The organism is Actinoplanes rectilineatus, from assembly GCF_000962825.1.
GTDB classification, from domain to species: Bacteria; Actinomycetota; Actinomycetes; order Mycobacteriales; family Micromonosporaceae; genus Actinoplanes; species Actinoplanes rectilineatus.
Window position 1 is genome coordinate 1 of the sequence record NZ_JZKF01000126.1, and the last position, 20,762, is coordinate 20,762.

General features: G+C 69.4%; 16 protein-coding genes and 1 tRNA gene. 6 read left to right on the forward strand and 11 right to left on the reverse strand.

Features of this window, described 5'->3' with window-relative positions; all coding sequences use genetic code 11:
* Nucleotides 1-515 precede the first annotated feature (515 nt).
* The 5 genes from thrC to argS all read right to left on the reverse strand — a co-directional run bounded on the left by thrC (nt 516) and on the right by argS (nt 6,401).
* Nucleotides 516-1,565: a threonine synthase gene (thrC, locus tag WH85_RS43255; protein WP_045748015.1), complete on the reverse strand. Its 1,050-nt coding sequence runs from the start codon at nt 1,563-1,565 to the stop codon at nt 516-518.
* An 81-nt stretch (nt 1,566-1,646) separates the two neighbouring features.
* Nucleotides 1,647-2,042, reverse strand: coding sequence for a VOC family protein (locus WH85_RS43260; RefSeq protein WP_045748016.1), 396 nt, complete (start codon nt 2,040-2,042; stop codon nt 1,647-1,649).
* Complete coding sequence (locus WH85_RS43265; protein WP_045748017.1) at nt 2,042-3,355, reverse strand: homoserine dehydrogenase; 1,314 nt, start codon at nt 3,353-3,355, stop codon at nt 2,042-2,044. Before WH85_RS43265 ends, WH85_RS43260 begins: the two co-directional genes overlap by 1 nt.
* Complete coding sequence (gene lysA, locus WH85_RS43270; RefSeq protein WP_045748018.1) at nt 3,352-4,737, reverse strand: diaminopimelate decarboxylase; 1,386 nt, start codon at nt 4,735-4,737, stop codon at nt 3,352-3,354. Before lysA ends, WH85_RS43265 begins: the two co-directional genes overlap by 4 nt.
* Before the next feature lie 2 nt (nt 4,738-4,739).
* Nucleotides 4,740-6,401 carry an arginine--tRNA ligase gene (argS, locus tag WH85_RS43275; protein WP_045748019.1) on the reverse strand — a complete coding sequence of 554 codons (1,662 nt, stop codon included), beginning with the start codon at nt 6,399-6,401 and terminating at the stop codon, nt 4,740-4,742.
* 86 nt (nt 6,402-6,487) lie between these two features.
* On the opposite strand from argS, the gene WH85_RS43280 reads away from it, so the two are divergent.
* The 4 genes from WH85_RS43280 to WH85_RS43295 all read left to right on the forward strand — a co-directional run bounded on the left by WH85_RS43280 (nt 6,488) and on the right by WH85_RS43295 (nt 9,024).
* Nucleotides 6,488-7,315 (forward strand): thioredoxin-like domain-containing protein, encoded by an 828-nt coding sequence (locus tag WH85_RS43280; RefSeq protein WP_045748020.1) that lies wholly within the window; start codon nt 6,488-6,490, stop codon nt 7,313-7,315.
* On the forward strand, nt 7,312-7,968 hold the full coding sequence (locus tag WH85_RS43285; RefSeq protein ID WP_045748021.1) for a DUF305 domain-containing protein: 657 nt from the start codon (nt 7,312-7,314) through the stop codon (nt 7,966-7,968). The genes WH85_RS43280 and WH85_RS43285 overlap by 4 nt, the downstream gene beginning before the upstream one ends.
* A 66-nt stretch (nt 7,969-8,034) precedes the next feature.
* A tRNA-Arg gene (locus tag WH85_RS43290) sits at nt 8,035-8,106 on the forward strand.
* Between the two features lie 345 nt (nt 8,107-8,451).
* Nucleotides 8,452-9,024, forward strand: a complete 573-nt coding sequence (locus tag WH85_RS43295; protein WP_157411587.1) for a hypothetical protein — start codon at nt 8,452-8,454, stop codon at nt 9,022-9,024.
* Between the two features lie 249 nt (nt 9,025-9,273).
* On the opposite strand, the gene WH85_RS43300 is transcribed toward WH85_RS43295, so the two are convergent.
* The 3 genes from WH85_RS43300 to WH85_RS43310 all read right to left on the reverse strand — a co-directional run bounded on the left by WH85_RS43300 (nt 9,274) and on the right by WH85_RS43310 (nt 15,277).
* Nucleotides 9,274-11,670 (reverse strand): M4 family metallopeptidase, encoded by a 2,397-nt coding sequence (locus tag WH85_RS43300; RefSeq protein WP_045748023.1) that lies wholly within the window; start codon nt 11,668-11,670, stop codon nt 9,274-9,276.
* Nucleotides 11,671-11,898: 228 nt separating this feature from the next.
* Nucleotides 11,899-14,445, reverse strand: a complete 2,547-nt coding sequence (valS, locus tag WH85_RS43305) for a valine--tRNA ligase (protein WP_045748024.1) — start codon at nt 14,443-14,445, stop codon at nt 11,899-11,901.
* A gap of 55 nt (nt 14,446-14,500) precedes the next feature.
* Nucleotides 14,501-15,277, reverse strand: coding sequence for an ABC transporter permease (locus tag WH85_RS43310; RefSeq protein WP_045748029.1), 777 nt, complete (start codon nt 15,275-15,277; stop codon nt 14,501-14,503).
* 60 nt (nt 15,278-15,337) lie between these two features.
* Between WH85_RS43310 and WH85_RS43315 the strand changes: the two genes are divergently transcribed.
* A complete protein-coding gene (locus tag WH85_RS43315; protein WP_045748025.1) occupies nt 15,338-16,135 on the forward strand; it encodes an ABC transporter ATP-binding protein in 798 nt (265 codons plus the stop codon).
* Between the two features lie 6 nt (nt 16,136-16,141).
* Here WH85_RS43315 and WH85_RS43320 read toward each other — a convergent pair whose 3' ends face one another.
* Nucleotides 16,142-17,158, reverse strand: a complete 1,017-nt coding sequence (locus WH85_RS43320) for an ABC transporter substrate-binding protein (RefSeq protein ID WP_045748026.1) — start codon at nt 17,156-17,158, stop codon at nt 16,142-16,144.
* Nucleotides 17,159-17,311: 153 nt separating this feature from the next.
* Here WH85_RS43320 and WH85_RS43325 point away from each other — a divergent pair, with 153 nt between their 5' ends.
* Nucleotides 17,312-18,244, forward strand: coding sequence for an LLM class F420-dependent oxidoreductase (locus WH85_RS43325; RefSeq protein ID WP_045748027.1), 933 nt, complete (start codon nt 17,312-17,314; stop codon nt 18,242-18,244).
* A 6-nt stretch (nt 18,245-18,250) separates the two neighbouring features.
* Here the strand turns inward: WH85_RS43325 and glmS are convergent, their stop codons facing one another.
* Entirely contained in the window at nt 18,251-20,059 is a 1,809-nt protein-coding gene (glmS, locus tag WH85_RS43330; protein WP_045748028.1) for a glutamine--fructose-6-phosphate transaminase (isomerizing), read from the reverse strand.
* Nucleotides 20,060-20,182: 123 nt separating this feature from the next.
* Nucleotides 20,183-20,762 (reverse strand): glycosyltransferase family 2 protein (locus tag WH85_RS43335; protein WP_157411589.1); only part of this gene is annotated, 580 nt, incomplete at its 5' end.

Here is a 20,762-nt window from a genome sequence, read left to right on the forward strand (position 1 = left end):
AATAATCGGGGAACTTCAGACGCAGGACACTAGACATGTTTCGTGGTCAGGGTGCGAAGCCCGTCCGCGTGGTGATTTCGGGCGCGCTGGACGCCCCAAATCACCACACCCGTGGGGGCGTGTTGAATACGGGCGCGCTGCACGCCCCAAATCACCACACCCCTGGCGGCGTGGTGAATACGGGCGCGCTGCACGCCCCAAATCACCACACCCGTGGGGGCGTGTTGAATACGGGCGCGCTGAGCGCCCGAAATCACCACAGAGGCAGACCCTGACTCATTAGGTGTCTAGTCCAGGCGTGGGCGGGCACGGGCAGCCGCGTCAACGACCGGAAGGGATCAGTCCATGCTTCGGGCGGGCTGTCGGGGCGGGACGGCGCTGAGCCGCCGGAAGACGCGGCACGGACCGCGACGGCGCAGTGCCGCCGCGGTCAGCCACGGTAGGTGTGATTGCTGGGGAGTGGTAGGTCGTACCCCCGAAAGGGCGGAAGAAGGACGCCCTGGCGGGACCACCGCTCAGCCCAGGTCGAGTGCCTTAGCCGCCAGGTGCGCGTCGTTGGCGATGACCGTCGGTGACGGCGCCGTGGAGATCGCCCATTCCGGGTCTTTCAGGCCGTGGCCGGTGACCGTGCAGACGATGCGCGAGCCGGGCGGGATCTTGCCGGCGGCGTGCTGCTGGAGCAGGCCGGCGACCGAGGCGGCGCTGCCGAGTTCGACGAAGACGCCGACCTCGCGGGCCAGCAGGCGGTAGGCGTTGAGGATGTCACGGTCGGTGACCGCGGAGATCAGGCCGCCGGAGGCGTCGCGGGCGTCGAGGGCCTTGGTCCAGCTGGCCGGGTTGCCGATCCGGATCGCGGTGGCGATGGTCGACGGGTTCTCGACGACCTTGCCGTTCACGATCGGGGCGGCGCCGGATGCCTGGAAGCCGTACATCTTCGGCAGCCTCGTGGCGTTCCCGGCCGCCTTGTCCTCCTGGTAGCCCATCCAGTAGGCGGAGATGTTGCCGGCGTTGCCGACCGGGAGGCAGTGGATGTCCGGGGCGTCACCGAGGGCCTCGACGATCTCGAACGAGGCGGTCTTCTGCCCGTGCAGGCGGAAGATGTTCACTGAGTTGACCAGGGCGACCGGGTAGTCCTGGGAGAGTTTCGAGGCGAGCGCCAGGCAGTCGTCGAAGTTGCCCTCGACCTGGAGCAGGCGTGCGCCGTGCACCAGCGCCTGGGCCAGCTTGCCGAGCGCGATCTTGCCCTGGGGCACCAGGACCGCGCAGGTGATGCCGGCCCGGGCGGCGTAGGCCGCGGCGGAGGCGCTGGTGTTGCCGGTGGAGGCGCAGATGATGGCCTTGGCGCCGTCCTCGACGGCCTTGGACACCGCCATGGTCATGCCGCGGTCCTTGAAGGAGCCGGTCGGGTTAGCGCCCTCGACTTTGAGGTAGACGTCGCCGCCGACCCGCTCGGACAGCACCGGGGCCGGAACGAGTGGCGTGTTGCCCTCGAGCAGGGAGACCACCGGAGTGGCGTCGGTGACCGGCAGCCGGTCCCGGTACGCCTCGATCAGACCCCGCCACATGGCCCACTCCTCACTTCGTGCTGGGCAACCGCGTGACAGCGTGCCCCAGACTTCCGGTTTTTGGGACCGGTTATCCACTATTCAGGATGCCGGCGCCTGTTCCGGCAATCCCTCCGGGCGGTGACAGACGGCCTCGACGTTGTTGCCGTCCGGATCGCGCACGAAGGCGCCGTAGTAGTGCTCGTGGTATTCCGGGTGGAGTCCCGGCTTGTGCAGCACCTCGGCGCCGGCCGCCACCGCCGCCTGGAAGAACGCGTCGACGGCTGCCCGGTCACCGGCCGAGAAGGCGATGTGCGACTCGCGGAAGCCGTCGCCTTCACTGAGCGTGCCGATCCAGAAGTCCGCATGGTCGGTCCCGTAGCCGAGAGCAACGGTGAAGTCGGCCAGCCGCCGCACGCCCAACGGCGCCAGCACGGCGTCGTAGAACGCGGCACTGGCCGCCAGGTCGGCACACTGGAATCCCACGTGATCGAGCACTATCCGGCTCCCCCTTCGACGCGCAGCACGCTCGCGATCGACCGAACGATGTCCAGCCGCGACAGGGCCTCCACAGTAGCCGCCAGCGCGGCATCCGGAGCGACGTGCGTCACGATGACGAGCTTCGCGTCGTCGGCCCGGCCGGACTGGCGCACCGTGGCGATCGAGACCTCGTGGTCGGCGAAGACGCCGGCCACCGCGGCCAGCACACCCGGACGCTCGGCCACGTCGAGGCTGATGTGGTAGCGCGTCAGCGACTCGCCGATCGGGCGGACCCGCAGCTCGGCGTAGTTGCTCTCGCTCGGGGCCCGGGTGCCGGAGAGCTTGTTGCGGGCCGCCGCGACGATGTCGCCGAGCACCGCGCTCGCGGTCGGACGGCCGCCCGCACCGCGGCCGTAGAACATCAGCGGGCCGGCCGCGTCGGCCTCCACGAAGACCGCGTTGAACGCGTCACCGACACCGGCCAGCGGGTGGCTCAGCGGGATCATCGCCGGGTGCACCCGGACGCTGACGGTCTCCTCGCCGTCGGTGCCCCGGCCGCGCTGCGCGATGCAGAGCAGCTTGATCGTGCAGCCCATGTCCTTGGCGCTGGCCATGTCACCGGCGGTCACCCCGGTCATGCCCTCGCGGAACACGTCGGCGGCGGTGACCCGGGTGTGGAAGGCGAGCGAGGCCAGGATGGCGGCCTTGGCGGCGGCGTCGAAGCCCTCCACGTCGGCGGTCGGGTCGGCCTCCGCGTAGCCCAGCTCGGTGGCCTCCTCCAGCGCCTCGCTGAAGCCGGCGCCGGTGGACGCCATCGAGGAGAGGATGAAGTTGGTGGTGCCGTTCACGATGCCGGTGACCGCGGTGACCCGGTCGCCGTGCAACGACTCGCGCAGCGGGCGCAGCAGCGGGATCGCGCCCGCCACCGACGCCTCGTAGTAGAGGTCGGCCCCGCCCTCGGCGGCCGCGTCGTGCAGCGCACCGCCGTCCTCGGCGAGCAGCGCCTTGTTGGCGGTGACCACGCTCTTGCCGGCGCGCAACGCCTCGACCAGCCAGCCCCGGGCCGGCTCGATGCCGCCGACGACCTCGATCACCACGTCCACGTCGTCCCGCTTGACCAGGCCGAGCGCGTCGGTGGTGAACAGCGACGGGTCGACCGGCAGGTCGCCGCGCTGGCGGCCGGGGCGGCGGACCGCGATGCCGACGAGCTCCAGCGGGGCCCCGATCCGGGCTGTCAGGTCGTCGGCCTGGTCCTGCAGCAGGCGGACCACTTCAGAACCGACGGTGCCGCAGCCGAGAAGAGCGAGGCGGACCGGTTTCCCTTGGCTCATCCAACATCCAATGCAAGCAGGTCGTCCTCGGTCTCGCGCCGCACGATGACGCGGGCGGCGCCGTCGCGCACCGCCACCACGGGCGGCCGAGGAACGTGGTTGTAATTGCTGGCCATGCTCCGGCAGTACGCACCCGTCCCGGGCACCGCAACAAGATCTCCGGGCTGCACGTCGGCGGGCAGGAATTCATCCTTCACGACGATGTCCCCGGACTCACAATGTTTTCCCACGACTCGGGCGAGCATCGGCTCGGCCGTGCTGCTGCGGTTGGCCACCGTCGCGCTGTACGAGGCGTCGTACAGCGCGGTCCGGATGTTGTCGCTCATCCCGCCGTCGACGCTCACGTACGTACGGATGCCGTCCACGTCCTTGATCGTCCCCACCTCGTAGAGGGTGAAGACGGCCGGGCCGACGATCGCGCGCCCCGGCTCGATGGAGAGTCTCGGCTTGCGCAGCGACGCCGCGTCGCATTCCGACTCGACGATCTTGTTGATGCGTTTCGCCAGGTCACCGGCGGTGGAGGGGTCGTCCTGCGTGGTGTACGCGATACCGAAACCACCACCCAGGTCGAGTTCCGGCAGCTCCACCCCGCGGGCGTCGCGGATCTGTGCCTGCAGTTCGAGGATGCGACGGGCGGCGACCTCGAAACCACTGGTGTCGAAGATCTGCGAGCCGATGTGCGAGTGGAGTCCGCGGAGGTCGAGGACACCCTCGTCGATGACCTTCGCGGCCGCGGCGAAGGCGGCCCCGCCGGCCAGCGAGAAGCCGAACTTCTGGTCCTCGTGGGCGGTCGCGATGAACTCGTGGGTGTGTGCTTCGACACCCACGGTGACGCGGATGAGCACTTGTGGCTTCTTGCCGGATTCTTCCGACATCTCGGTGAGCCGGGCTATTTCGTGGAAGGAGTCCAGCACGATCCGGCCGACGCCGGCATCGAGCGCCCGCTGCAACTCGGACACCGACTTGTTGTTGCCGTGGAACCCGATCCGCTCCGCCGGGAACCCGGCCGCCAGCGCCACCGCCAGCTCGCCCCCCGAACAGACGTCCAGGAACAGGCCCTCCTCCTCGACGACCCGCACGACCGCCTTGCACAGGAACGACTTGCCCGCGTAATAGACGTCGGCGTCCGCGAACGCCTGCTGGAAGTCCCGGCACCGGGCCCGCAGATCCGCCTCGTCGAGGACGTAGGCCGGCGTGCCGTGCTCCTGCGCCAGGGCGGTCACGTCCAGGCCACCGACTTCCAGAGACCCTTCCGGGGTACGCCGGACAGTGCGTGGCCACAGCTGCGGGACGAGCGCGTTCACGTCCTGCGGCGCGCGCAGCCAGGCGGGACCGCGGGTGCCGAGATCGCCGTGCAGGGCACCGGCCTCGTGTGCGCGCATGACTACATCCTCTCCGGAGCGGAGACGCCGAGGAGGTCCAAACCGTTGGCGATAACCGTACGAGTGGCCTCGACCAGCCAGAGGCGCGCATGCGTCAGATCGGTCACCTGCTCCTCGCCCTTCGGCAGGACCTGGCAGGCGTCGTAGAACCGGTGGTAGTCGGTGGCGACCCGCTCCTCCAGGTAGACCGCGATGCGGTGCGGCTCGCGCAGCTCGGCGGCGGTGGCCACCACGGCCGGGAACTCGCCGAGCGTCTTCAGCAGGTTCTTCTCCCGGTCGTGGGAGAGCAGCGCCGGGTCGTAGTCGTCCGCGCGCACGATGCCCTTCTCGGCGGCGTTGCGCAGCAGGGAACTGACCCGGGCGTGTGCGTACTGCACGTAGAAGACCGGGTTGTCGCTGGAGTTCTTGGTGATCTCCTCGATGTCCAGGGTCAGCGCCGAGTCGGTCGAGGAACGGGCCAGCGAGTATCGCGCGGCGTCCACGCCGACCGCCTCGACCAGCTCGTCCAGCGTGATGATGTTGCCGGCCCGCTTGGAGAGGCGGACCGGCTGACCGGCCCGGACCAGGTTGACCAGCTGGCCGATCAGGATCTCGATGTTCTGCTTCGGGTCGTCACCGGCACACGCGGCGATGGCCTTCAGCCGGCCGATGTAGCCGTGGTGGTCGGCACCGAGCAGGTAGACGCAGCGGTCGAACCCGCGCTCCCGCTTGTTGATGTAGTACGCCGCGTCGGCCGCGAAGTACGTCTTCTCCCCGTTCGACCGGATCAGCACCCGGTCCTTGTCGTCGGTGAAGTCAGTGGTCCGCAGCCAGACCGCGCCACCGTCCTCGAAGATGTGCCCCTGCTTGCGCAGTTCCTCGATGGCGTGCTCGACCGCGCCGCCGCCGTGCAGGGTCTTCTCCGAGAACCAGACGTCGAAGTGCACGCCGAAGCGCTCCAGGCTCTCCCGGATCTCGGTGAGCATCAGCTCGTAGCCGCGCGCGTCGAAGACCGGCAGCGCGGTCTCCTCCGGCTGTCCGACCAGGTCCGGCTCGGCCGCGACGATCCGCTGGGCGATCTCGCCGATGTAGTCGCCGCCGTAACCGTCCTCGGGCGTGGGCAGGCCGTTGGCGGACGCGTACAGGGAACGGGCGAAGCGCTCGACCTGGGCGCCGGCGTCGTTGATGTAGTACTCGCTGGTCACCTCGGCGCCGGCGGCGGTCAGCACCCGGCGCAGCGCGTCACCGACCGCGGCCCACCGGGTGTGCCCCAGGTGGATCGGACCGGTCGGGTTCGCCGAGACGAACTCCAGGTTGATGCGCTGGCCCTCCAACTGGGTGCTCCGGCCGTACGCTGAACCGGCCGCCACCACCGTCCGGGCGATGACGCCGGTCGAGGCGTCGTCGAGCCGGATGTTCAGGAAGCCCGGACCCGCGATCTCCACGGCTTTGATCCCGTCCCGGCGGCCCAGCTCCTCGGCGAGGGCGGTGGCCAGCTCACGCGGGGCCACGCCCACCTTCTTGCCGACCTGGAGGGCGAGCGTCGAGGCGTAGTCGCCGTGCTCGGGGTTGCGCGGCCGCTCCACCGACGTGGTGGTGGGCAGCGCCGCGACGTCGAGACCGCGCGTCTCGAAAACGGCACGAGCAGCTGAGAGAACGGTGTCAGCAAGGTTGGCGGGAGTCACTGGACCATGCTATCGGGGGTAGACTTCGTCGTTCGGCGGCCACCCGAGCCCCGCCTTTCCCACTTGCGACGAATCGACGAGGCACGATGAGCATGAGCACCCCGGGGCCCGAACGGGTCCCGTCCACCGTCAAGGTCGACAAGACGACCGGTCAGGGCAAGCCCCCCGCGGCCAAGTCCGGCTCGGGGAAGCCCGGCTCCGCCAAGCCCGGCAGCCGTCCCGGCGCCAAGGGTGGCAACAAGGGCAAGGGCCGCCGGCCCGTCACCCCGGTGAAGGTGAGCGGTGGCCGCAACTGGGGCCCCATCGCCGTCGCCGGCGCCGTGATCCTGGTCGCCGCCGGCATCATCGGCTACGGCGTCTACGCCTCGGTCCAGGGCAGCCAGCCCTGGGAGGACCGGGCAGCCGCCATCGAGGGCGTCGTCGACTACCGCTCGCAGAACAACGCGCAGATCAACGACCAGACCCACAAGGACGGGACGCTCACGTACGTGACGAACCCGCCGGTCGGCGGTGCGCACAACGCGACCTGGCAGAACTGCATGGGCGACATCTACACCGAGCCGATCGCCAACGAGCACGCGGTGCACAGCCTCGAACACGGCGCGGTCTGGGTCACCTACAAGCAGGGCCTCGCCGACGACCAGGTGGCCAAGCTGCGCGAGCGCGTCGAGGGCAAGGACTACATGCTCCTGTCCCCGATCGCCAACCTGGACAAGAACGTCTCCGTGCAGGTCTGGGGATACCAGCTCAAGGTCGACGACGCCGCGGACACCCGCATCGACGACTTCATCAAGACCACCCGGGTCAAGGCCTCCCTGGAGCCCGGCGCGGCCTGCTCCGGCGGCAACACCACCAGCGACCCGGTCACCGCCGGTTCCAACGGCACCAGCATGGACAACGGCACCCAGCAATGATCTCCGAAGTCGCCTCTCCGGACGCGGACGCCGCGTCCGGGGAGGCCACCTCCCCGAGCCGCCGCTTCGGCTACATCGCCGTCGCGACCCTCATCCTCGGCCTGATCCTCGGCGTGGCCGCCGGCCTGGTCGTCCCCCGCCTGGGCAACCCCGCCGACGACTCGGTGGAGGCCGGCTTCCTGCGCGACATGTCCACCCACCACGCGCAGGCCGTGGAGATGGCGATGCTCGCCCACACCGGCTCCACCACCCCCGGCATCGTCACCCTGGCCAACGACATCGCCCTCACCCAGCAGGGCCAGATCGGCTACATGCAGGCCTGGCTGCGCGACTGGCATCTCTCCCCCACCGGCTCCGAGGAGCCGATGGCCTGGATGCCGAACTCGGCCGGCTCGATCGTCGACGGCCTGATGCCCGGCATGGCCACCGCCGACCAGATGACCTCCCTTCGCCAGGCCACCGGCAACGACCTCGACGTCGAGTTCCTCACCCTGATGCGCGCCCACCACCTCGGCGGCATCCACATGGCCCAGGAGGCCATCGAACTCTCCGACGACGAGAACGTCGACTGGATCGCCAACAGCATGGTCGTCGCCCAACAGGGCGAGATCCAGCTGATCGATTCCCTGCTCAAGCAGGTCCAACCCGGCTGACCGGCGACACGGCCGGAACCGGTTGGCGGTGGTTCCCGAGGGCCTGCTAGGCTTTCGAATCACTGGGCCCCCGTAGCTCAGGGGATAGAGCGTCGCCCTCCGGAGGCGAAAGCGCAGGTTCGAATCCTGCCGGGGGCACGATGGGATAGGGCGTCTAGTGTTCGCGGAAAGCGCGAACCTGGCGCCCATCGTGCTTTTCTGCCTGAGGCCCGAGCCTCAGACTCCACGCCGTGGGGCTTCGCCCCCGGGCCCCCACCGCTGGTGGCCGTTCTCGGCGGTTCGGTTGCGGCCTTTTTCTTTTGTACGCGCTCAGCGCCGTTCCGTGGTTCAGCATGACCTACGCGCTTGCTGGGACGGGCTCACTACCGGGTGGCGAACGAAACCCGGGCCCCGACCGCAACGTACCCGCTGGAGGGTCCCGGGTTCGTGTCAGGCGCGGGGGTATCGACGGAGAGGACCGCCCGTGAAGGCAAGATCATCGACATGCATCGCCTTCTCGCGCTTCCCGTCCTTGCCTGCGCTGTCCTCGTCTCCGCCTGTTCGGCGACCGAACCCGTCACCGCGACGCCCACGCCCGGCGCCTCGGCCTCCGTCGCGCCGGCCCAGGCCGCCCCGGTCGCATCAGCCACCTCGAAGCCGGCCGACGACCCGGCGGCACCCGGCACCACCACTGCCGCCACTGCCACCGACGAACCGCAGGAGAGTGCGGGGGACGCCACCTTCCCGATCGGCGCGGGCACCCATCTGGTGCTGCTGCACAGCTACGACAGCGCCAAGCACACGGCGGTCGTCGAGCCCGCCGAGTTCAGCAAGGACGGCAGCGCGGTGAACGGCGACGGCGGCCGGTACACCCTCCCGGTCAAGCCCTCCCCCAAGGTCTTCTCCACCAACGGCGGCAATCCGGACTGCATGGACGGTGAGGGCTTCAACCTGACCGGCAGCTGCCTTTCGACTGAGGCCTGGCTGAAGAAGCAGCTCGGCGGCACCGGCCTCCCGGTCACGATTGCCAACACCGGCGACTTCATCTACGAGATCGCCGAGCAGTACCGGCCCTGACCAGACCAGCCGTCGGCTCGCCCGGCCGACAGGCCGCAACCGGTCGGGAAGCTGATCGGGGACGCGGAGCGACAGCGGCAGGCCCTTCAGCGGTGGTACGACGCGCTCCGCGGGCGCTGCGTCAAGGAGATCCCCGAGGTGGAACTCCTGCTGTTCGGCCTGCCCAATGCGTCCAGGTGGTGACCCATCGACACGGACGTCCTCCTCGACCGGTTTCTACCAGCCGAGGAGGACGCGTGGGTCAGCGTGTCAGGAGATGTTCAGGGCCGTGTCGTCGATGGTGAAGGACGTCTGCAGGGACGAGTCCTCCGTGCCGTAGAAGCGGATCCGGACCGTCTGGCCGGCGTACGAGGCCAGGCTGAACGAGCGTGCCGTGTAGCCGGACGCCGCGTTCAGGTTGGAGTACGTGCCGAGGGTTCCGAGGACCGTGCCGCTGGTGTTCAGGACCTGGATCTGCACCTTGTCGTACTGGGTGCTGGTCGTGGTCTCGGCCGTGTCGATGTGCAGGTAGAACGACAGGTTGTAGGTGGTGCAACCGGTCGGCAGGGCCACCTGCTGGTAGATGGACTGGGTGGACGTCGAGCCGTTGCCGTTCAGCCAGGCCGCGTAGCTACCGGTGCGGGCCGGCTGGGTGCTGTGGATGCCGATGATGCCGGTCGTGCTCTGCGTCCACGAGGTGGCGCCGGACTCGAAGCCGGCGTTGGCGAACAGCTGGGTCGCGGTGCAGGAGCCGCCGCCGGTGCCGGAGACCGTGAGTGTGTACGTCACGGTCCGGGTGACCGAGGTGCCGGTGCCCGTGACGGTGATCGTGTAGGTGCCGGCGGGCGTGGCCGAGGTGGTGGCGATGGTCAGCGTCGACGAGGCGCCGGAGGTGATCGACGACGGGTTGAAGGTGGCGGTGGCGCCGGTGGGCAGGCCGGAGGCGGTGAACGCGACGGTCTGGGCGGTGCCGGTGTTGACGGTGGCGGCGGTGGTCGCGACGGACGAGCCGGGGGCGACGGTGCCGGAGGTGGACGACAGCGACAGGGTGAAGCTGTTGCCGGTGGTGGAGCAGGTGGCGTCGGCGCCGGCCACGTTCACCGCGGTCCAGGCGGCCTGCACGGCCTTGTACTCGGTGCTGCAGTTGCCGTACAGGTCGGTCGCCGCGGACAGGGTGTGGGCGCGGGCCGAGTTGGCCAGGTTGCTGGCCAGGTAGTAGCGGGTGGTCGAGGTGAAGTAGGTGCTCAGCGCCCGGTACCAGATGGCCGCCGCCTTGGCCCGGCCGATGCCGGTGACCGCCGCCGCCGATCCGCAGACCGGGGAGGTGCCGTACGCGGTGGAGCCGGTGCCCTCGGCGAGGTCGAAGAAGAAGTGGTTGCCGGGGCCGGACGAGTAGTGCACGTCGACGCTGTTCGTGCTGGAGGACCAGCAGCCGTGCGAGGCGCCGTCGAGCGTCGGGTTGTACATGTACCGCAGCGGCGTGCCGTCGCCGTTGATGTCGATCTCCTCGCCGATCTGGTAGTCACCCGGGTCGGAGGTGTTGTTCGCGGAGAACTCGACCATCGTGCCGAAGATGTCGCTGGTGGCCTCGTTCAGGCCGCCGGACTCACCGGTGTAGTTGAGGTTCGCGGTGTTCTCGGTGACGCCGTGCGACATCTCGTGTCCGGCCACGTCCAGCGAGACCAGCGGTTCGGCGTTGCCGGAGCCGTCGCCGTACGTCATCTGCGCGCCGTCCCAGAACGCGTTGACGTAGCTGCTGCCGTAGTGGACGCGGGACGGCACACCGGCGCCGTTGTTGAAGATGCCGTTGCGGCCGTGGTTGTTCTTGAAGTAGTCGAAGGTGAGGGCCGCGCCGTAGTGGGCGTCGACGGCCGCCGACTGGTCGCTGGACTGCGCGCCCGTACCCCAGACGTTGTCCGTGTCGGTCATGGTGGAGCACGTCGTGGTGGTGTTGTTCATGTCGCAGGTGTTGCCGTTGCCGTGGGTCGGGTCGGTCAGCGTGTAGCTGCTGCCCGAGCCGGTGGTGCTGATGGTGACCGTGCCGACGTAGATGCCCCGGCCGGTGCCGTCCACGGTTTCGATCTCGTCCCAGGAGTCGCGGACCGCGCCGGTGGCGGCGTCGGTGACGACCTGCAGCCGTGACGGGGTCTGCCCGTCGGGCGCCCAGCCCTTGATCTCGGTCTGGTATGCCAGCACCCCGCTGCCCGACGTGGCGTCGACGATCTTCTCCGGGGTGCCGACCTCGGTGATCGTTCCCTGGAACGCCTTCTTCGCCGCCGCGGCCGCGGCCGCGGGTGTCACCTTCGCGGTGGTGCCGAGGGTGAGGGGCTTGGTCAGGCCGACCGACGCCTTGGCGAAGCCGCCGTCCGGGGCGGTGTGCACGACCGTGTCGCCGCCGTAGACCCGCAGGCCCTGGTAGGTCCGGTCGTAGTGGACGTGCGCGCCACCGTCGGCGTCGACGGCGCTGCTGCGCAGGGTGAAGGCGTCCTTGGTGCTCGCCTGCAACGCCGGCCGGTGCTCGGTGAGGGCACGGGCGGCCGCGGCGAGGGGTGTCTGCGAGGGGTCGGGCTTCGACGGGGCCGCGGTGGCGGTGGTCGCCGAGCCGAATCCGGCCAGCAGGCCGCCCACGAGCAGGGCGGCGCCGACGGCCGACAGGGGTCGTTTCACTAGGTCCTCCTGGAACCGCAGGATCCGTAGCGATAGCTACACATAGACATATAGCGATGTCTTTGGTTCCTGAGAACTAGCTGAATTTGATCTGATGGTGCGGCAGCGGGAGAGATCGGGCATCCCGAAACATCCATACGATCGGACGCATGGGACTCACAGGCTGGTACAAAACACTCGAATGCCGGTGGGCCGCCATGAAGACGGCCCACCGGATCACCTGACCGCTCAGGCGAGGGTCACCTCGGCGCTCAGCGCGCCCTCCGCCACCTCGGTCCGCGCCTCACGCACCACACCGGCCGCCTGCACGTCCCGGCTGACCAGGTCGAACGCCAGCACGTCGGCGTCCGAGCCGCGCACCGTCAGCAGCGCCACCTCACTGCGCATCGACTGCTTCGCCTCGGACTTGGACTTGCGGACGATGCCGAGCACCGTGCCGGCCAGGGCCAGCAGCGACGCCGGGGACTTCTCCGGGTCCAGGGCCGTGTCGAACTCCTCGCGGGCCGGCCACGCGGCCCGGTGCACCGAGCCGTCCTGCCACCACGACCAGGCCTCCTCGGTCACGAACGGCAGCATCGGCGCGAACAGCCGCAGCAGGGTCCGCAGCGCGATCGACAGGGCCGCGTGCGCGGACCGGGCCGCCGGGCTGTCGCTCTCCCCGTACGCCCGCTCCTTCACCAGCTCCAGGTAGTCGTCGCAGAACGTCCAGAAGAACTGTTCGGTCCGCTCCAGGGCCCGGGCGTAGTCGTACGCCTGGAAGTGCGCCGTGGCATCGCCGACCACCGCGGCCAGCTCGCCCAGCATCGCCCGGTCCAGCGGCTCGGTGACGTCGGCCGGGCCCAGGGCCGCGCCGTCCGCCACACCGAAACGGAGCACGAACTTCGTCGCGTTCAGGATCTTGATGGAGAGCCGGCGGCCGACCTTCATCTGGCCGGTGTCGAACGCGGTGTCGGTGCCCGGACGGCCGCTGACCGCCCAGTAGCGCACGGCGTCCGAGCCGAACTCCTCGAGCAGCGCCTTCGGCGTGACGGTGTTGCCCTTGGACTTGGACATCTTCTTGCGGTCCGGGTCCAGGATCCAGCCGGAGAGCAGCGCGGTGTGCCACGGCAGGCTGTCGAACTCCTGGTGGGACCGGAGCACCGTGGCGAACAGCCAGGTCCGGATGATCTCGTGGGCCTGCGGGCGCAGGTCCATCGGGAAGACCCGGGCGAACAGGTCGTCGTCCAGGCCCCAGCGTCCGGCGATCTCCGGGGTGAGCGACGAGGTCGCCCAGGTGTCCATCACGTCCGGGTCGCCGCTGAAACCGCCCGGCTGGTCCCGCTGGTCGGCCCGGTAGCCGGGCGGGGTGTCGCTGCTCGGGTCGATCGGCAGCTGGTCCTCGGCCGGGGTGATCGGCGACGCGTGGTCCGGCTCGCCGGCGGCGTTCAGCGGGTACCACACCGGGAAGGGCACGCCGAAGAACCGCTGGCGGCTGATGATCCAGTCGCCGGCCAGGCCGTCCACCCAGTTCTCGTACCGGGTCCGCATGAACGCGGGCGACCAGGTCATCTCCCGGCCGCGTTCGATCAGGGCGGCGCGCAGCGCGGTGTCCCGGCCGCCGTTGCGGATGTACCACTGCCGGGTGGTGACGATCTCGAGCGGCTTGTCGCCCTTCTCGTAGAACTTCACCTGCTGCTGGGTGGGGCGCGGGTCGCCCTCCAGCGCGCCGGCCGCCCGCAGCAGCTCGGTCGCCTTCTCCTTGGCCGAGAAGGCGGTCTTGCCGGCCATCTCGGCGTAGGCGGCGACCGCCTCCGGCGACTCGATGCCGGCCGGCGGCTGGGACAGCAGACGACCGTCGCGCCCCATCACCGGGCGGGTCGTCAGGTCCAGCTCACGCCACCAGATCACGTCGGTGAGGTCGCCGAAGGTGCAGATCATCGCGATGCCGGAACCCTTGTCCGGCTGGGCCAGCGGGTGCGCCTTGATCGGCACTCGTACCCCGAAGACCGGGGTGATCGCCTCGGTGCCGAACAGGTGCCGGTAGCGTTCGTCGTCCGGGTGCGCGACCAGCGCGACGCAGGCCGGGAGCAGCTCGGGACGGGTGGTCTCGATGTGCACCGTGCCACCGTCGGCCAGACCGAAGGCGACCCGGTAGTAGTTGCCCTGGCGTTCCCGGTCCTCCAACTCGGCCTGCGCGACCGCGGTCTTGAAGGTGACGTCCCAGAGCGTCGGGGCGTCCGCCATGTACGCCTCACCGCGCTGCAGGTTGCGCAGGAAGGCCCGCTGCGAGATGGCCCGGCTGGCGTCGTTGATCGTGCTGTACTGCAGCGACCAGTCGACCGAGAGGCCGAGGTACCGCCACAGGTCCTCGTAGGCCTGCTCATCGATCGCGGTCAGCTTCTGGCACAGCTCGACGAAGTTGCGCCGGGAGATCGGCAGCGGCCGGCTCGGCGGGTTCTCCGGCGGGGTGAAGTCCGCGTCGTACGGCAACGACGGGTCGCACTGCACGCCGTAGTGGTTCTGCACCCGGCGCTCGGTCGGCAGGCCGTTGTCGTCCCACCCCATCGGGTAGAACACCTCGCGGCCGGTCATCCGCTGGTAGCGGGCGACGGCGTCGGCGTGGGTGTAGGAGAAGACGTGCCCGACGTGCAGCGAACCACTGACCGTCGGCGGCGGGGTGTCGATGGAGAACACCCGGTCCCGCGTCGCCGACCGGTCGAAGGAGTAGGTGCCCTGCTCCGCCCATACCGCACGCCACTTGAGCTCGATGCCGTCGAGAGTGGGCTTGTCGGGCACGGTGTTCCCCTGCGGCGGGGATGGGTTGTGGGTCACGCGAGTGACCCTACAAGGCTCAGGAGGTGGTCTCCCGGGACCACGGCAGCACCGCCCGCTCGAGGGCGACGAGGGCGTAGTACGAGGCGATGCTCATCAGTGCGAGCAGCAGGATGCCCGCGAAGGCGAGGCCGGTCTGGATCTGCGCCTTGGACGAGACGATCACGTAGCCGATGCCGTGCCGTCCGCCGCCGATGAACTCGCCGACCACCGCGCCGACGAACGCCAGCGAGATGGCGAGCTTGAGGCCGGTGAAGAACTGGGGCAGTGCCCACGGCACCCGTACCCGCAGGAAGGTGTTGATCTTGGAGGCGTCCAGGGACTTGGCCAGTTCGATCATCTCGGCCGGCACCGAGCGGAGACCCGCCACCGTCGACAGCACGATCGGGAAGAAGCAGAGCAGCACCACCACGAAGATCTTGGGCTGCATGCCGAAGCCGAACCACATCACCAGCATCGGGCCGATGGCGATCTTCGGGATGGCGTTGAAGCCGATCAGGATCGGGGAGATCGCCTGGTCGACGAAGGTGGAGGAGGCGATGGCGACGGCGAGACCGACACCGATCACCACGGCGATGGCGAAGCCGACCCAGACCTCACGAAGGGTGTACCAGGACTGTCGGGCCAGGTATTCGGGCAGCCGGCCCAGTTCGCTGACGACACTCTCCGGCGAGGGCACCACCTGCGGCGGCACCTCGTAGACCCGGACCAGGACGTACCAGAGTGCCACGAGGGCCAGCAGCGTGGCGGCGGGCAGTGCGACGCCGGCCAGCCGGGTCGCGGCTCGGGTGGTCATGCGGGTGGTCTCCATCCCTATGCTGTGGTCTTTCATGGACAGTGTTCACGGGAGTGACCGATGATCCAACTCGAGGATGTCTCTCGGACGTTCCACGGCCGTCGTGGCGCGGTGGAAGCGTTGCGCGGCATCGATCTGCAGGTGCGCGACGGAGAGTTCGTGGCGGTCGTCGGTCGTTCCGGCTGCGGCAAGTCCACGTTGCTCCGCCTCGTCGCGGGGCTGATCGAGCCGACGTCCGGCAAGGTTCTGGTGGGCGGCACGGCGGTCACCAGGCCGCGCCGCGAAACGGCGATGCAGTTCCAGCGCCCGGCCCTGTTGCCATGGCGCAACGTGCTGAGCAACGTGCTGTTCCCGGTCGAGATCTTCGGCTGGAAACGCAAGGAGCACGAGGAGCGGGCCCGCCGGCTGCTCGCCACCGTCGGACTGGAGGGTTTCGAGCGGCAGATGCCGCACGAACTCTCCGGTGGCATGCAGCAGCGCGTCTCGCTCTGCCGCTCGCTCATCCAGCAGCCCAAGGTGATGCTGATGGACGAGCCGTTCTCGGCGCTCGACGCGCTGACCCGGGAGGAGCTCACCGTCGAGCTCCAGCGGATCCACCTGGCCGAGCAGACCACCACGGTCTTCGTGACCCACTCGATCGACGAGGCGGTGCTGCTCGCCGACCGGGTGGTCGTGCTGAGCCCGCGGCCCGGCCGGATCAAGGAGATCGTGGAGATCGAGGTGCCGCGCCCGCGCAGCCTGGGCCAGAACGAGCACACCGCGGAGCTGGCGCGCGTCCAGGCCCGTCTGCACGAGCTGCTCATGCACCGCGACGATGACGAGGACACGGCCGCACCCGCCCGGGGCGCGGCCGCGTAGCCCACGTCACGCCTTCGGCGCGATCTCCGTCTTCACGAAGTCGGCGGGCTTCTTGCCGGCCGGGACGGAACCGGCGTCCTCGAGCACGTCGAGGACCCGCTTCACCCGGTCGGCGTCGACGACACCGAGGGTCTTGGCGTCGCCACGGGCGTACGGCGCCATGATCTCCAGCTCCTGGGTCGCCACCGTGGCGTCCGTCTCGGGCTGCGCCTCGTTCAGGATCTTGCCCGCCTCGGCCGGGTTGGCCAGGCTGTACTCGAGACCCTTGAGCAGCGCGGTGTTGAACTTCGTGGCCAGCTCGGGCTGCTCGTTGGCGATCTTGTCCGAGGTCAGCAGGAAGTGGCCGTACAGGTCCTTGATCACGTCGCTGAACGGCAGGGCCACCGCGGTCTTGCCGCCGGCCGCCTTCTCGATCAGCGGCTTGCCGACCACGAACTGCCCGATCACGTCGGCCTTCTTGGCGGCCAGCGCGCCGGCCAGCTCACCCGCGTTGACCGGGGTGATCTGCACCTTGGAGGCGTCGATGCCGGCCAGCTTGGCGTAGGTCGGGAACAGGATCGAGGTGGTCGCACCCTCCTGGTCGCCCATGGTCTTGCCTTCGAGGTCCTTGGGGGTGGTGATGCCGTACCCCTCGAGGGTCATCAGGCCGACCATGGACTTCTGCTGCACGGCGCTGATCGCGGTGACACCGGTCACCTTGCCGGTGGCCTTGGTCAGGATGTAGCCGGTCGAGTCGACCGGGGCGAAGTCGGCGGCGCCGGAGGCCAGCGCGGCCATGTTCTCGCCCGAACCGGCGCCGATCGCGATCTCGACGTCCAGGCCCTGCTCCTTGAAGTAACCCTTCTCGGCGGCGACGAACGCGTACGCCTCGCGGCCGAACGCGTTGAACGCCGTCAGGTACTTCACCTTGGTCAAACCGGCCCCGGCCGCACCGTCCGTCGTGTCTTCGGACGCGCTGCACCCGGCCACCGCTACCACCGACATGGCAGCGAGAACTGCCGCGAACCCGCGGATAGCTCTCATCAGGTCCTTGCCCTCCTCGAAATCGAGCGCCGGGTCATGGTCTCCGGCGATGCGGGCACAGCGTACGAGAACATCCGTATCGGTAACTGGGACACCCCGGTTGCGAGACGGCAACGAAATGGACAGTCGGGCATGAAGGTAGCCTCTGCGCCCATGCGGGTCAGCATCTTCACCGAGCCACACCGTGGCGCCACCTATGACGAGTTGCTGCGGGCCGCGCAGCACGCCGAGGCCGCCGGCTTCGAGGGTTTCCATCGGGCCGACCACTACGCGCCCATGCACGCCTCGGACGGTTTCCCCGGTCCGACGGACTCGTGGGTGACGCTGGGCGCGATGGCCCGCGAGACCAGCACCATCCGGCTGGGCACCCTGCTCACCTGTGCGACGTTCCGGCATCCGGCGCAGACCGCGATCAGCGTGGCGCAGGTGGACCAGATGAGCGGCGGCCGGGTCGACTTCGGCATCGGCGCGGGCTGGTTCGGCAAGGAGCACACGCAGTACGGCATCCCGTTCCACACGCCGAAGGAACGCTTCGACCGGCTGGAGGAGCAGCTCGAGGTGATCACCGGCCTGTGGGGCACCCCGGTCGGCGAGCGGTTCTCCTACGACGGGAGGTTCTACCAGCTCCGTGAGGCGCCGGCGCTGCCCAAGCCGACGCAGAACCCGGGCCCGCCGATCATCATCGGTGGCCGGGGGCCGAAGCGGACGCCGAAGCTGGCCGCCCGGTTCGCCGACGAGTTCAACCTGCCGTTCACGCCGGTGGGTCAGAGCGCCGCGCAGTACGCCCGGGTCCGTGAGGCGTGCGAGGAGCACGGCCGAACCAAGGCGCCGCTGGTCTTCTCGGTCGGCATGGCGGTGGCCTGCGGCAAGACCGACGCGGACGTCGAGCGGCGGCTCGCGGTGATGAACGAGGCGTCGGCGCTGCCGTCCGAGGACACCATCTTCGGTTCGCCGGAGAAGGTCATCGAGCAGATCTCCCGGTACGCGGAGATCGGTGCGAGCCGGATCTACGTCCGGCTGCGTGACCTCGGCGACCTGGATCACCTGGATCTGCTGGCCGCCGAGGTCCTGCCGCACCTGCCATGAGGGACGTCACTCCACAGTGACCGATTTGGCGAGGTTGCGCGGCTGGTCGACGTCGTACCCGCGGGCCGCGGCGATCGAGCAGGCCAGCACCTGCAACGGCACGGTGGTCATCAGCGGGGCGAGCAGCGCGGGTGTCCGCGGCACCCGGATCACCGTGTCGGCGTAGGGCACGACGTCGTCGTCGCCCTCCTCGGCGATCACCACGGTCCGGGCGCCGCGGGCCCGGACCTCCTGGATGTTCGACACCACCTTGTCGTGCAGCAGGCGCAGCGACGGCGAGGGCACCACGCAGATCACCGGCGTGCCCTCGTCGATCAGCGCGATCGGCCCGTGCTTGAGTTCACCGGCCGCGAAGCCCTCGGCGTGCATGTAGGCCAGCTCCTTGAGCTTGAGGGCGCCTTCGAGCGCCACCGGATAGCCGACGTGCCGGCCGATGAACAGCACCTGACGGGCGTCGGCAAGATCGTTCGCGAGCTTCCGAACCGGGTCCATCTCCCCGAGCAGCGTCCGCAATTGATCAGGCACGTGGGCCAGTGCGGCCGCGATGCCCGGCGGGGACGACAGATCCATCGCCACCAGATGGAGCGCCGTCAGCTGCGTCAGGAACGCCTTGGTGGACGCCACCGCGATCTCCGGCCCGCCCCGGGTGTAGAGCACCGCATCCGACTCGCGAGGAATCGTCGACCCGTGGGTGTTGCAGATCGCCAGCACCCGGGCACCCTCGGCCCGCGCGTGCCGGACCGCCATCAGGGTGTCCATCGTCTCCCCGGACTGGCTGATCGCGATCACCAGCGTCCCCGGTTCCAGAATCGGGCTCCGGTAACGGAACTCGCTGGCCATCTCCACGTCGCACGGGATCCGCGCCCACTCCTCGATCGCGTACCGCGCGACCATGCCCGCGTGGTAGGCGGTCCCGCACCCGATGATCACGATCTTGCGCACGTCACCGAGGTCGAGGTCGAGACCGTCGAGTCGTCCGAGCAGCGTGTCCGCGACCGCCTGCGGCTGCTCGGCGATCTCCTTGAGCATGAAGAACTCGTGGCCGTCCTTCTCCGCCGCCGACACGTTCCAGTCGATGCGGAACGCGGTGCCGACCGCCGGCGTCCCGTCGAACCCGGTGATCTCCACCGCGTTCGGCGTGATCAGCACGACCTGGTCCTGTCCGAGTTCGATCGCATCCCGGGTGTACTCCATGAATGCCGAGACGTCACTGGCGAGGAAGTTCTCCCGTACCCCGCGGCCGACGACCAGGGGTGAGTTTCGCCGGGCCGCGACCACCGCGCCGGGGGTGTCCGCCGCGACCGCGAGCAGCGTGAACGCGCCCTCCAGCCGGCGGGCCGTCCGGCGCATGGCCTCGGCCAGGGCGGCCGGGCCACCGATCTGCACACCGCGCAGTTCCGCGGCGAACAGATGTGCGGCCACCTCGGAGTCCGTGTCGCTGCGGAACTCGACCCCGTCCGCCGCCAGGTCGGCCCGAAGCCGGGCGAAGTTCTCGATGATCCCGTTGTGGATCAGCGCGACCCGCCCGTCCGCCGACAGGTGCGGATGCGCGTTGCGGTCGGTCGGCCCGCCGTGCGTCGCCCACCGGGTATGGCCGATTCCGGTCATGCCGACGTCGAACCCGGTGTCGACCCGTTCGGCCAGGCACTTCTCCAGGTTGACCAGCTTGCCGGACTTCTTCTCGACGAGCAGTTCGCCGGCGTCGACGACTGCCACACCCGCCGAGTCGTAGCCGCGGTACTCCAGCCGCCGCAGTCCGTCCATCACGATGCCCAGCGCCGGGCGTCCGCCCGCATATCCCACGATTCCGCACATGCCGGCAAGTCTGCCGAGGCAGAAGGAGGGTTCCGCTGTGTCCCGACCATGCGTTCCCGCAGAGACAAAACCATCAAAACCACTTTTCGGGTACGTTCCACCGCACAGTCTGTGGTGGCACTGTCACGCGTCCCCGGTCGGCAGGCGGGAGCCCATCAGCGCGTTCAGCCCGCCGGTGCGCCGCAGCTTCTGCCAGCCCAGACGGATCCCGCCCAGTGCCGCGAGCACCGACTGGATCAGCACCAGGTACATCAGCTGCCGGTAGACGAACTGCTGCAACGGCAGTCGCCACAACGGTTTCAGCGACTCCCCGTCGAGGCGGAACGCGTACACCGTGCTGGCCAGCTGGACACCGAGCATCCCGAACCAGGCCAGCAACGTCGTGCCCGGGTCGAGGAAGATCAGCCCGTAGACCAGGAAGACGTCGATCAGTGGGGAGAGCAGCGGCAGCACGGTCTGGAACAGGGCCAGGTTGAGCAGGCCGCGACGGCCGAACCGGCCACCGGCGCCGCGTTCGAACAGCGCGCGACGGTGCTTCCACATCGCCTGCATGGTGCCGTAACTCCAGCGGTAGCGCTGCCGCCACAACTGCGACATGGTCGCCGGCGCCTCGGTCCAGGCCCGCGCGTGCTCCTCGTAGACGACCCGCCAGCCGGCCCGGATGATCGCGATGGTCAGGTCGGTGTCCTCGGCGAGAGTGTCG